Here is a 12,866-nt window from a genome sequence, read left to right as displayed (position 1 = left end):
CCCTCCTCGGCCGCGGCGAAAAACGCTGTCGGTGTGGGGGATCGACCGACGTCCCTCGAGCCGAACCCGAGGGTTCCTTAGCCTCCGCCGCGTGGAGGCGGACATGAGCGATTCGTTGTACGACCGGTACGGGCGCCCCCTCGTCGTCGGGTTCGTCGTCGTGCTGGCCGCGCTATCAGTCGCGAGCGCCTACCTCCGGGTCGAGACCGCGGGAACGGTGGCCGTCGGCGACGCTATCGTCAGCCTCTACATCGCGGCGGTCGTGCTCTGGGGGACGTTCCGCGAGGGGTACGACACCGCCCGATTCCGGATCGCGCTCTACGGCGTCCTCGTCCTCTGGGGCTCGGCCGACCTGATCGCCGGAGCCGACGCGCGGCTCGCGTACCTCTTCCTGATCGGCGGTTCGCTGTTGATCGCCTGGGAGTCGTACTCCTACACGCGCGAGCGTCGAAAGCCGGTGTACGAGCGGTGAAGCGGGTCGGATACGAACGACGGTATCGGGCGGGACGGTCGGACGCGTCCCCCAGGCCCGGTCGCCGCGACCGACACGCTCATGCGGGCTCCGGCGCAAGCTGACGGCGACATGCGCGTACGCGACTGGCAGGAGATCCTCGCGGACGTCGCGAGCGACTCGACCGACCCGGACGGCTGGCGCGCCGTCGCCGGCTCCCGACGCGGGGGGCTCGGCGAGGACCTCTACTTCGGCCACCCGAGCGTCGGCGTCTACCACCTGAAGACGTACGCGAAGAACCCGCGCGACCTCCGTGGAGTGGGCGCTCGCGTCGCCAGAAAGGTCGACGACGACCTCGACCCGCTGCTTCCCGACGAGGGGTCGCCGGGCCGGTTCGCGGTGCGGTCACCCCCCGAGGACGAGGACGAAGCGAAGGACGTGGCCACCCGGTTGGAGGAGACGCTGAAGGTCCACGCCGAGGCTCCCACGGATCCCGACCACCTCTTCGAGGACGTGATGGAGGCGATCGACTCGCCCGCGTTCGGCCCCATGGACTACGAGTTCGACGGGCGTCCGGAGGAGCTCGACGAGCTCGGCGACACCTTCGAGGAGGCCGAGGAGTTGCTCTCGGCGGAGCTCGACGACCTGATCGACGAGGACGACGTGGACCGCGGGTTCCATTAGGGCCCGTCGGACCCACTAGCGCCCGCCGGTCCCGACGGCGGGTCGTCTCTCAGAGCAGCCCGTCGAACGCATCGCCAGCGATCCCCGGACCCCCGGGTACCTCGATCCGCCCGTCCACGACCGGACAGGGGTCGGACGCGAGGTCCGAAGAGAGCAGCTCGGCGGTCGCGAGTCCACAGGGAAGGACGTCCGGGATCGCGCCCGCGACGTGGACGGCCGCGGTCCGCGCCACCACGGCGTCGATCGTCGTCGTGACCACCGGGTCGACCCCGTTCTCTCGCGCCCGAAGCGCCGCGTCGAGCGCGCGGTCCGGCCCGCCGAGCGCCATCGGCTTGATCACGAGCACGTCCGCGGCGTCCGCGCCGAGGACCGCCTTGACGGACCGCTCCGCGAGCGACTCGTCGATCGCGATCGGCACGTCGCTCCGCGCGCGAAGCTCGGCGGTTCCGTCGAGGTCCGCCGCCGGAAGCGGCTGTTCGACGTACGCGGGGTCGAGCGGCTCCAGTCGGTCGAGCGCGCGTCGGGCGGTCGACCGGTCCCACGCGCCGTTCGCGTCCACGCGGAGGTCGATCGTCGGACCGATCGCCCGCCGAACCGAGCGAAGCCGGTCGAGGTCCTCCTCCAGCGTGCGTGCGCCCGCCTTCACCTTCAGACAGCGGTAGCCGTCCTCGACCGCGCGCTCCGCGGCCGCCGCCGTCGCCTCCGGCGTGCCGTCTCCGACCGTGGCGTTCACCGGGACGGAACCGGCCGGTTCCGGGAGTTCCGATCGGTCGACGCGGCGAACGCGCTCCGCGAGGTGGGCGGCCAGCGACCGGCCCGCGTCGCGGGCGGCCGCGTCGTCGAGCGCGAGCGCGAGTCCGTGGCGGGCGGCGGGCGTTTCGCGGGCATCGAGACCGGCGAGGGCGGCCCCCGGACCGGCCGGCTCCCCGGCCGCCTCGCGGAGGGCGGTCTCACACGCCGACCGCGACTCGGTCCAGCCGGGCAGCGGCGTCGCCTCGCCGACCCCGGTCGTGGTCGTGTCGCCGGCCGTTTCCTCGTCGTCGCTTGGACTCCCGACCCCGACGAGGAGGCCCTCCCGTTCGGTCAGTTCCTCGCGGGCGGTCCGCAGGGGGCTCGCGAGCGCGAGGGAGAACGGACGAAGCCGCATCAGACCGCGAGGCCGACGGCGAACGCGACCGCGTACGCCGCGAGCAGTTTCCCCGTCGACTCCAGCGCCGGGTTGAGCGCGTCGCCGGAGGTCTCCGTCAGGACGGTTCGGGCGACGACGACCGCGAGCGGGAGGGTGGCGAGCGGGAGGAGCGGGGCGAGGCCGTCCCCGTTCGCGTAGAACCAGAACGGAGTCGCGTACGCGAGCGCGAGCAGGGCCACGTACTGGACCCGCGAGAACCGGTAGCCGAAGCGGACGGCGAGGGTGCGTTTGCCCGTCTCGGCGTCCTCCTCGAGGTCCCGGACGTTGTTGACGACGAGGATGTTCGTCGAGAGCGCGGCCACCGGGAGGCTGGCGACCGCGGCCGCGAGCGTGACGGTTCCGTCGGGGATCCACACCGGGAACGTCCCGCCCGCGAGCGCGGCCGCCTGGACGTAGTAGGTCCCCGTGACCGCGATCAGTCCGAAGAAGACGAAGACGAAGACGTCGCCGAGGCCGTGATAGCCGAGCGGGTAGGGCCCGCCGGTGTAGGCGATGCCCGCGGCGACGGACGCCAATCCGATGGCGAGGATGGGAACGCCGCCGACGTAGACGAGGTACATGCCGACGCCGATCGCCGCCGCGAACGTCAGCCACATCGCGCGTTTGACCTCCGTCGGCTCGATGAGGCCGCTGGCGACGACGCGGGTGAACCCCTCGCGGTCGTCGGTGTCCGCGCCCTGGATCGCGTCGTAGTAGTCGTTCGCGAAGTTGGTCCCGATCTGGATCAGCGCCGCGCCGACGAGCGCCGCGAACGCCGGAAGCGGGGCGAACGTCCCGGCCCCGATCGCGAGCCCGACGCCGACGATCACCGGGGCGGCCGCCGCGGGTAGCGTCTGCGGGCGCGCGGCGATCACCCACGCCCGCCGACGCGACACCTCCGTAGCCATTGTCGACGCTTGGGGTGTGCCGCCCGTTAAGCTTCCCATCGGCGGCCGGTCCTTCTCGCCGATCTTTCTCCCCGATTCCTCTCACCGATCGCTCTCGCCGATCTCTCCTGCCGGCCGTGAAACGACGCGCCGACGGTCGCGGCCAACGCGGCCGAAGCACGTACAGCTAACCCGCCGGAGGTCGGGATCGGAGACATGGCACGCGTTCCGTACGTGGAGGCGTCGGACGTCCCGGACGAACACGAGGAGCTGCTGGAGTCGGTGCTTCAGGGAAAGCCGCTCAACGTGTACCGCTCGCTCGGCAACAACCCGGCGGTGCTCGCGGGGATGCGGGCGTTCCTGCGCTCGCTGTGGCACGACAGCGGGCTCTCCGACCGCGAGCGGGAGCTCACGATCCTCACGACGGCGGCGGCGATCGACAACCGCTACGAGTGGCACCAGCACGTCAACATCGCGCGCGACGTCGGCATCGACGACGCGGCCATCGCCGGGATCGGGACCGACGACCTGGCCGCGCTCGACGGCGACGAGCGGACGCTCGTGGAGTACGTCCGCGCCGTCGTCGAGGCGGACGTCGACGCCGTCACTCACGAGTCGATCGCGGCGCTGTACGACGACGGCGAGGTCGTGGGTATCGCGGCCACCGCGCAGGGGTACGCCGCGCTCGGCGGGCTCATCCGCGCGTTCGACCTCGAGTTGGAGGCGGGGACGACGTTCCACGGGTGGGATCCGCGGTGAACTCCCGGTCCTGATCCGTATCGAGGACCGACAGATACGACAGGGTTCGGGTCCAACGTCGCGTATGACGGACACGACGGGGTCGGAGCACGCCGAACCGGGCGAGACGGATCCGAACGCCGCCGAACCGGACGCGACGGCGACTGCCGAGTCGGCGGGGATCGTCGCCCGATACGAGGAGACCGAGACCGAGCGGCTGCTCACGTTCTCCGCGGACGGGCGGACGGCGACCGTGGCACAGAACCGCGAGGGGTACGCCATGCTCAAGGTTCGAACCGGGCCGGACGGGGACGAACTGGAGCGGTACTACGGGTTCGACATGGCGCTAGACCACGCGGCCGAACTGCTCGACGTCGCGGTTCACGACCTCCCCGTGCCGGAGGCCGCGGCCGACATGGGGATGTGACTCGTTCTCAACCCCACACCACTTTCTTTCGATCCTCCTCCCTTCGACTTCCTTCGGTCTTCTTTCCTTCCTTCCTCTTCGACATCTTCGGCACCGACCACCTCTCGCCACGATTCTCCTGCCATTCGCTCCGAACGCGAGCGTGAGTGATCGAACGATCGGATCCCGATCGGGACGTAACGCTTAAGTAGACAAACGTTCTGCTGTCAGTCGATGACAGACATCACGGAGGCTTCGTCGGACACCCCGGCGGATCGAGTTCTTCCAGGGCACGATAGCTTCTAACATCGAAATCGGTCCTGTACGGATCTTCGACACGACGTTACGAGACGGCGAACAGTCACCACGTACTTCGTTCAGCTACGACGAGAAACGCGAGATAGCGGCGACGCTGGACGACATGGGGACCCACGTCATCGAGGCCGGGTTCCCGGTGAACTCCGAGGCGGAGTTCGAGGCCGTGAGCGATATCGCCGCCGCGACGGACACGACCGTCTGTGGGCTCGCCCGCGTCGTCGAGGGCGACATCGACGCCGCCATCGACTCGGGCGTGGAGATGGTCCACGTGTTCGTCTCGACGAGCGACGTCCAACTCGAGGACTCCATGCACGCGACGCGCATGGAGGCGAAGGAACGCGCGGTCGACGCCGTCGAGCAGGTCAAGGACGCCGGCGTCGAGTGCATGTTCTCCCCGATGGACGCCACGCGGACCGACCCCGACTACCTGACGGAGATCGTCGAGGCGGTCAGCGACGCCGGCACCGACTGGATCAACATCCCGGACACGTGCGGCGTCGCGATGCCGACGAGCTTCGGCAAGACCGTGAAGGCGGTCGTCGAGGCGACGGACGCCCGCGTCGACGTCCACACCCACGACGACTTCGGCATGGCCGCGGCCAACGCGGTCATGGGCTTCGAGAACGGCGCGGAGCAGGCGCAGGTGTCGGTCAACGGGATCGGCGAGCGCGCCGGCAACGCGGCCTACGAGGAGGTCGTGATGGCGGTCGAGTCGGTGTACGGCGTCGACACCGGGATCGACACGACCCAGATCACGAAGCTGGCCCGGATCGTCGAGGACGCCTCGGACATCCCGGTGCCGGCGAACAAGCCCGTCACCGGACGGAACGCGTTCGCCCACGAGTCGGGCATCCACGCCGCGGGCGTGATCGAGAACGCGGACACGTTCGAGACGGGCGTGATGACGCCCGAGATGGTCGGCGCGGAACGCGAGTTCGTGCTCGGCAAGCACACGGGCACCCACAGCGTGCGGAAGCACTTGGTCGAGGCCGGCTTCGACCCCAGCGACGGGGAGGTCCGCGAGATCACGAAGCGGGTCAAGGAGTACGGCGCCGGCAAGCGGCAGGTTACCGCCGGCGACGTCGAGCGGTTCGCCCGCGAGGCCGGCATCGAGCGCGAGGAGGAGATCCGGATCTGATGGCCCCCTCCGTAGTCGCTGAGACCCGCCAGCGACTGCCGAACGCGTCGATCGGGTCGACGGGTCACCGCGTCGATCGCTCGCGGCGACAGGAATTTATAGGCGGGTCGCGTGGGTTCGGATCGAATGCGACGCTCACGTCCTACGCTCGTGGACGACGATCGGGCGGGAGCCGTCGCCGTAGCGATCGTAGGGGTTTGATCCCCTACAGTACTACTTCCTCACCAACCCGACGTACCGACGGACGCCGGCGCGCCGCCGATCCCGAACCGTCGACGGTCGACGGCGACCCGACGGCGCGACCCGCGTCCGGATCGATCGACGCTCGCATCCGAGAGATACCCACACACCACACACGATGAGCGATTCAGCAGCACACCAACGAGAGGACGACCCCGACGCCGAGCCGGCGTCCGGTCCGGCCGACGCGGACGGCCCGGGCGCGGCTGACCCGGCCGGCGAGGAGAACCGACCAGACGGCGAGCCCACCGAGGTGTCGACCGGCGCGGAGTCGGTCGTCGCCGCCCTCGAGGCCGCCGGCGCGGAGACCGCATTCGGCGTGCAGGGCGGGGCGATCATGCCGGTGTACGACGCGCTGTACGGCTCGTCGATCCGGCACCTGACGATGGCCCACGAACAGGGAGCCGCGCACGCGGCCGACGCGTACGGCGTCGTCACCGGCGAGCCGGGCCTCTGTCTGGCCACCTCCGGTCCCGGCGCGACGAACCTCGTCACCGGCATCGCCGACGCCGACATGGACAGCGACGCGATGCTGGCGCTGACCGGCCAGGTGCCGACCGAGTTCGTCGGCAACGACGCGTTCCAGGAGACCGACACCGTCGGCGTCACCCGCCCGGTCACGAAACACAACTACTTCGCGGGCGACGCGGACTCCGTCGGCGACGTCGTCGGCGAGGCGTTCGCGCTCTCGAAGGTCGGTCGACCCGGCCCGACGCTCGTCGACCTCCCGAAGGACGTCACCCTCGATGACACCGACGAGTCGCCGGGGGAGGCGGCGGCGCCCGCCGGAACCGATCCCGATCCGTACGCCCGCGAGGACGCGGTCGAGGCGGCCGCCCGCGCGATCGAGGACGCGGACCGACCGCTCTGCCTGTTCGGCGGCGGCGTGATCAAGGGTGAGGCGAGCGACGTCGCGCGGGAGTTCGCGCGCACCTACGAGATACCCGTGACGACGACGATGCCCGGGATCGGGTCGTTCCCCGAGGACGACGAGCTGTCGCTGTCGTGGGCGGGCATGCACGGAACGGGCTACGCCAACATGGCGATCACCCACACCGACTGTCTGATCGCGGTCGGGACCCGGTTCGACGACCGACTGACGGGCGGGATCGACACGTTCGCGCCGGAGGCCGAGGTCGTCCACGTCGACATCGACCCGGCGGAGATCTCGAAGAACGTGTACGCCGACTATCCGCTCATCGGCGACGCCGGGACCGTCCTCGAACAGCTCAACGAGGCGATCCACGAGGCGCCCGACGCGGACGAGTGGCGCGAGCGGTGTCAAGAGTGGAAGGAGACGTACCCGATGACGTATTCGACCCCCGACGATGAACCGCTCAAGCCGCAGTTCGTCGTCGAGGCGTTCGACGAGGCGACCGACGACGACACCATCGTCACGACGGGCGTCGGCCAACACCAGATGTGGGCCTCCCAGTTCTGGACGTACACGGAGCCCCGGACGTGGGTCTCCTCGCACGGACTGGGCACGATGGGGTACGGCGTTCCGGCCGCGGTCGGCGCGCGCGTCGCCGCCGACGCGATGGGCGAGCCCGACCGCGACGTGGTCTGTTTCGACGGCGACGGCTCCTTCCTGATGACGATGCAGGAGCTGTCGGTCGCGGTCCGCGAGGACCTCGACGTCACCATCGCGGTGCTCAACAACGAGTACATCGGGATGGTCCGCCAGTGGCAGGACGCGTTCTTCGAGGGACGACACATGGCGTCCGACTACAACTGGATGCCCGAGTTCGACAAGCTCGCCGAGGCGTTCGGCGCGCTCGGGATCCGCGTCGACGGCTACGACGAGGTCGCCCCGGCGGTCGAGGAGGCGCTCGCGTACGACGGCCCCGCGGTGATCGACTTCCACGTCGACCCCGAGGAGAACGTGCTGCCGATGGTGCCGAGCGGCGGAGCGAACGGGCGGTTCGCGCTCACGGAGGACCAGCTATGAGCAGCGAGGACGCTAGCGGCGAGGAACGGGCGAGCGGCGAGGGTCGCTCCGGCATGCCGGGGCCGGCTCCGGACGAGCGCCCGCAGCCGGAGGGGCGACGGAACCTGGAGGGCCACCGGATCGACCCCGTCGTGGAGGCGGAACACGACTCGCGACGCGCGGTCATCTCCGCGCTGGTCGAGGACGAGCCGGGCGTGCTCGCGCGCGTCTCCGGGCTCGTCTCCCGGCGACAGTTCAACATCGAGAGCCTGACCGTCGGCCCGACGACGGTCGAGGGTCACTCGCGGATCACGATGGTGGTCGAGGAGACCGATCCGGGGATCGACCAGATCGAAAAACAAATGGCGAAGCTGAAGCCCGTTATCTCCGTGGGCGAAGTCTCCGGGAGCGCCGTCACGTCCGAACTCGTCCTGCTGAAGGTTCACGGCGAGGAGCCGGACAAAGTCCACGCGATCGCGGAGATGTACGACGGCGAGGCGCTCGACGCCGGGCCGGAGACGATCACGGTGCAGCTCACCGGCGACGAGTCGAAGATCGACGACGCGATCGACGCGTTCGACCAGTTCGGGATCATCGAGATCGCCCGGACCGGTCAGACCGCGCTCGCGCGAGGGAACATCCCCACCGCGCCAGGAGAGAAACCCGGAACGGCCGGCGAACCGACCACACCCAACACCCAGTAACCTACAATGACGGAAGACGACACTCAGACGTTCGATTCGATAGTATACTACGACGACGACGCCGACAGCGAGGCGATCGCCCACAAGACGGTCGCCGTGCTCGGTTACGGCTCGCAGGGTCACGCCCACGCACAGAACCTCGCGGACAGCGGGGTCGACGTGGTCGTCGGTCTCCGCGAGGGCAGTTCGTCCCGCGAGGCCGCCGAGGGCGACGGGCTCCGCGTGGCGACCCCCGCGGACGCGGTCGCGGAGGCGGACATCGTGAGCGTGCTCGTTCCCGACACGGTCCAGCCTGACGTCTACGAGAACGCGATCGAGCCGAACCTCGAGGCCGGCGACACGCTCCAGTTCGCGCACGGATTCAACATCCACTACAACCAGATCCAGCCGCCCGAGGACGTCGACGTGACGATGGTCGCGCCGAAGTCGCCGGGCCACCTCGTGCGCCGGAACTACGAGAACGACCAGGGGACGCCCGGCCTGCTGGCGGTCTATCAGGACGCCACCGGCGAGGCGCACGACGAGGGGCTCGCGTACGCGGCCGCCATCGGCTGTACCCGTGCCGGCGTCGTCGAGACGTCCTTCCGCGAGGAGACGGAGACGGACCTGTTCGGCGAGCAGGCGGTGCTGTGCGGCGGCGTCACCTCGCTCGTGAAGCAGGGGTACGAGACGCTCGTCGACGCCGGCTACTCCCCCGAGATGGCGTACTTCGAGTGTCTCAACGAGCTGAAGCTCATCGTCGACCTGATGTACGAGGACGGGCTCGGCGGCATGTGGGACTCGGTCTCCGACACCGCCGAGTACGGCGGGCTCACGCAGGGTGACGTCGTCGTCGACGAACACGCTCGCGAGAACATGGAGGAGATCCTCGAGAAGGTCCAGAACGGCCAGTTCGCCCGCGAGTGGATCGCGGAGAACCAGGCGGGTCGGCCGTCGTACACCCAGCTGCGGACCGCCGAGAAGAACCACGAGATCGAGGAGGTCGGCGAGGAGCTCCGCGGGCTGTTCGCCTGGCAGGAGGAGGAAGACGAGGACGAGACGGCCGAGGTGAAGGCCTGATGGGAGAGGGGACGCTGTACGACAAGGTGTGGGACCGTCACAAGGTGACGGAGCTGCCGACCGGCCAGGACCAGCTGTTCGTCGGCCTCCATCTCGTCCACGAGGTGACGAGTCCGCAGGCGTTCGGCATGCTGAAGGAGCGCGGCCGCGAGGTCGCCTTCCCGAAACGGACGCACGCGACGGTCGATCACATCGTCCCGACCGGGAACCGCGACCGACCGTACGCGGACGAGGCCGCGGAGGACATGATGGCGGAACTCGAGGAGAACGTCCGAGGGTCCGGGATCGAGTTCTCCGATCCCGACTCCGGCAACCAGGGTATCGTCCACGTCATCGGTCCGGAGCAGGGGCTCACCCAGCCCGGCATGACGATCGTCTGTGGCGACTCGCACACCTCGACGCACGGCGCGTTCGGCGCGTTGGCGTTCGGGATCGGCACCTCCCAGATCCGCGACGTGCTGGCGACCGGCTGCGTCGCCATGGAGAAACAGAAGGTCCGGAAGATCGAGGTCACGGGCGAGCTCGGCGAGGGCGTCACCGCGAAGGACGTGATCCTCACCATCATCCGGAAGCTCGGCACCGACGGCGGCGTCGGCTACGTGTACGAGTACGCCGGCGAAGCGATCGAGAACCTCGGCATGGAGGGTCGGATGTCCATCTGTAACATGTCCATCGAGGGCGGCGCACGCGCGGGGTACGTCAACCCGGACGAGACGACCTACGAGTGGCTGAAGGAGACGGACGCCTTCGCCGACGACCCCGAGAAGTTCGAGGAACTGAAGCCCTACTGGGAGTCCATCGCCTCCGACGACGACGCCGAGTACGACGACGTCGTCACGATCGACGGCTCCGAGATCGAGCCGGTCGTCACCTGGGGTACCACGCCCGGCCAGGGGATCGGCATCACCGAAGCGATCCCGCACCCCGACGACCTGCCCGCCGACAAGGCGGACACCGCGCGTAGAGCGCAGGAGCACATGCGCGTCGAGCCCGGCGACACGATGGAGGGCTACGAGATCGACGTCGCCTTCCTCGGGTCGTGTACGAACGCTCGTCTGAAGGACCTGCGGGAGGCCGCGGCCTTCGTCAAGGGCCGGGAGGTCGACGACGACGTCCGCGCGATGGTCGTCCCCGGTAGCCAGCGCGTCCAACGGGCCGCGGAGGCCGAGGGACTCGACGAGGTGTTCACGGACGCCGGGTTCGACTGGCGTGACCCCGGTTGTTCGATGTGTCTCGGGATGAACGACGACCAGCTCCAGGGTGACGAGGCGAGCGCCTCCTCCTCGAACCGGAACTTCGTCGGCCGCCAGGGATCGAAGGACGGGCGGACCGTGCTGATGAGTCCGATCATGGTCGCGGCCGCGGCGGTGACCGGCGAGGTCACCGACGTCCGCGAGCTGGAGGAGGTGGCGACCGTATGAGTTCGCCCGAGTTCAGCGCCGGCGAGGCGCCCGCGGAGAAGGTAACCGAGGTCACCGGAACCGGCATCCCGGTCCGTGGAAACGACATCGACACCGACCAGATCATCCCGGCGCGGTTCATGAAGGTCGTCACCTTCGACGGGCTGGGTCAGTTCTCCTTCTTCGACCAGCGGTTCGACGACGAGGACAACGAGAAGGACCACCCCTTCAACGAGGAGAAGTACCGGGGCGCGAACGTGCTCGTCGTCAACGCGAACTTCGGCTGTGGATCCTCGCGCGAGCACGCCCCGCAGGCGCTGATGCGCTGGGGGATCGACGCCGTCGTCGGCGAGTCGTTCGCGGAGATCTTCGCGGGCAACTGCCTCGCGCTCGGGATCCCGACGATCACCGCCGATCAAGCGTCCATCGAGGGCCTTCAGGACTACGTCGAGGCGAACCCGGCCGCCGAGATCGACATCGACGTCGCCGCGGAGACGGTCACCTACGACGACACGACGATCGACGCGACGGTTCACGACGCCCAGCGGAAGGCGCTCGTGGAGGGCGTCTGGGACACCACGGCGTTGATGGGCGCGAACGCGGGGGCGGTGAAGGCGACGGCGCGCTCGCTGCCGTACGTCCCCGACGAACACGTGCCGGCCGACGACGCCGCCGAGGGCGCCGCGGGGGACGACTGAATGGCCGAGGAGATCGTCGTCATCGAGGGCGACGGGATCGGCCGGGAGGTCGTACCGGCGGCCATCGAGGTGCTCGAGGCGTTCGACATCGGCTTCGAGTTCGTCGAGGCCGAGGCCGGCGACGCGGTGAAGGAGACGACCGGCGAGGCGCTCCCGGCGGAGACGTACGAAACGGTGGCGGACGCCGACGCGACGCTGTTCGGCGCGGCCGGCGAGACCGCCGCCGACGTCATCCTCCCGCTGCGGGACGCGGTCGACTCGTTCGTGAACGTCCGGCCCGCGAAGGCGTACCCCGGCGTCGACGCGCTGCGGCCGGAGACCGACGTGGTGTTCCTCCGTGAGAACACCGAGGGAGTCTACGCCGGCCACGAGGACCGGCTCAGCGAGGACCTCTCCACGCTGACGCGCGTGGTCACGTCCTCGGCCTCCCGCGAGCTCGCCGAGTACGCCTGCGAGTTCGTCGAGGACGGCCGCGGCCCCGACGGTCGCGACGGATTCACGGTCGCACACAAGTCGAACGTGATGCGCGAGACCGACGGACGCTTCCGGCGGGAGGTGCTCGCCGTCGCCGAGGAGCGCGGCGTCGACGCCGACGAGGAGCTGATGGACGCGTTCGCGACGAAGCTCCCGCTCGACCCGAGCGGGTACGGCGTGGTCGTCTGTCCGAACCTCGCGGGCGACGTGCTCTCCGATCTGGCCGCCGGGCTCGTCGGCGGGCTCGGCCTGCTCCCCTCGGCGAACGTCGGCCACGAGAACGGGCTCTTCGAGCCGGTTCACGGAACCGCGCCCGACATCGCCGGCGAGGGGATCGCGAACCCGACGGCCACGGTCCTCTCCGCGGCCATGCTTCTCGAGCACCTCGGCTACGTCGAGGAGGGCGGGCGGGTCCGGACCGCGGTCGAGTCGGTGCTGTCAGACGGCCCGCGGACGGGCGACCTCGGCGGCGACGCGACGACCGAGGAGGTCACCGCGGCGATCGTCGACCGGCTGTAGATCGTCGCCGGAGCGGTCCGCGGCCTCACCGACGCGGTCTGCGGCCTCGCCG

The 12,866-nt window shown here is 69.7% G+C and carries 13 protein-coding genes; 11 read left to right on the top strand and 2 right to left on the bottom strand.

Annotated elements, in window-relative coordinates:
• Positions 1-103: 103 nt before the first annotated feature.
• Both OKW78_RS01630 and OKW78_RS01625 read left to right on the top strand, forming a co-directional pair.
• Complete coding sequence (locus OKW78_RS01630; RefSeq protein ID WP_281193594.1) at positions 104-472, top strand: hypothetical protein; 369 nt, start codon at positions 104-106, stop codon at positions 470-472.
• 111 nt (positions 473-583) lie between these two features.
• Positions 584-1,135, top strand: coding sequence for a hypothetical protein (locus OKW78_RS01625; protein WP_281193593.1), 552 nt, complete (start codon positions 584-586; stop codon positions 1,133-1,135).
• Between the two features lie 49 nt (positions 1,136-1,184).
• Here the strand turns inward: OKW78_RS01625 and OKW78_RS01620 are convergent, their stop codons facing one another.
• Both OKW78_RS01620 and OKW78_RS01615 read right to left on the bottom strand, forming a co-directional pair.
• Positions 1,185-2,282: a mandelate racemase/muconate lactonizing enzyme family protein gene (locus tag OKW78_RS01620; protein ID WP_281193592.1), complete on the bottom strand. Its 1,098-nt coding sequence runs from the start codon at positions 2,280-2,282 to the stop codon at positions 1,185-1,187.
• A complete protein-coding gene (locus OKW78_RS01615) occupies positions 2,282-3,211 on the bottom strand; it encodes a 1,4-dihydroxy-2-naphthoate polyprenyltransferase (protein WP_281193591.1) in 930 nt (309 codons plus the stop codon). The genes OKW78_RS01620 and OKW78_RS01615 overlap by 1 nt, the downstream gene beginning before the upstream one ends.
• A 195-nt stretch (positions 3,212-3,406) precedes the next feature.
• Here OKW78_RS01615 and OKW78_RS01610 point away from each other — a divergent pair, with 195 nt between their 5' ends.
• From OKW78_RS01610 to OKW78_RS01570, 9 genes are all read left to right on the top strand, one after another.
• A complete protein-coding gene (locus OKW78_RS01610) occupies positions 3,407-3,949 on the top strand; it encodes a carboxymuconolactone decarboxylase family protein (protein ID WP_281193590.1) in 543 nt (180 codons plus the stop codon).
• Positions 3,950-4,013: 64 nt separating this feature from the next.
• Positions 4,014-4,355 (top strand): hypothetical protein, encoded by a 342-nt coding sequence (locus OKW78_RS01605; protein WP_281193589.1) that lies wholly within the window; start codon positions 4,014-4,016, stop codon positions 4,353-4,355.
• A 274-nt stretch (positions 4,356-4,629) separates the two neighbouring features.
• Complete coding sequence (locus tag OKW78_RS01600) at positions 4,630-5,790, top strand: 2-isopropylmalate synthase (protein WP_281194141.1); 1,161 nt, start codon at positions 4,630-4,632, stop codon at positions 5,788-5,790.
• 358 nt (positions 5,791-6,148) lie between these two features.
• The gene (gene ilvB, locus OKW78_RS01595) at positions 6,149-7,981 is read left to right on the top strand and encodes a biosynthetic-type acetolactate synthase large subunit (protein WP_281193588.1); all 1,833 of its coding nucleotides are present in this window, start codon (positions 6,149-6,151) and stop codon (positions 7,979-7,981) included.
• Between the two features lie 53 nt (positions 7,982-8,034).
• A complete protein-coding gene (gene ilvN, locus OKW78_RS01590; protein WP_281194140.1) occupies positions 8,035-8,664 on the top strand; it encodes an acetolactate synthase small subunit in 630 nt (209 codons plus the stop codon).
• A gap of 6 nt (positions 8,665-8,670) precedes the next feature.
• The gene (ilvC, locus tag OKW78_RS01585) at positions 8,671-9,723 is read left to right on the top strand and encodes a ketol-acid reductoisomerase (protein ID WP_281193587.1); all 1,053 of its coding nucleotides are present in this window, start codon (positions 8,671-8,673) and stop codon (positions 9,721-9,723) included.
• Complete coding sequence (gene leuC / locus OKW78_RS01580; protein ID WP_281193586.1) at positions 9,723-11,144, top strand: 3-isopropylmalate dehydratase large subunit; 1,422 nt, start codon at positions 9,723-9,725, stop codon at positions 11,142-11,144. Before ilvC ends, leuC begins: the two co-directional genes overlap by 1 nt.
• Entirely contained in the window at positions 11,141-11,821 is a 681-nt protein-coding gene (leuD, locus tag OKW78_RS01575; RefSeq protein WP_281193585.1) for a 3-isopropylmalate dehydratase small subunit, read from the top strand. Before leuC ends, leuD begins: the two co-directional genes overlap by 4 nt.
• Positions 11,822-12,814, top strand: coding sequence for an isocitrate/isopropylmalate family dehydrogenase (locus OKW78_RS01570; protein WP_281193584.1), 993 nt, complete (start codon positions 11,822-11,824; stop codon positions 12,812-12,814).
• The last annotated feature ends 52 nt before the right edge of the window (positions 12,815-12,866 follow it).

Source organism: Halorubrum sp. F4 (assembly GCF_027257195.1).
In the GTDB taxonomy this organism is placed as follows: Archaea; Halobacteriota; Halobacteria; order Halobacteriales; family Haloferacaceae; genus Halorubrum.
This window is presented reverse-complemented; position numbering and strand designations above follow the sequence as displayed.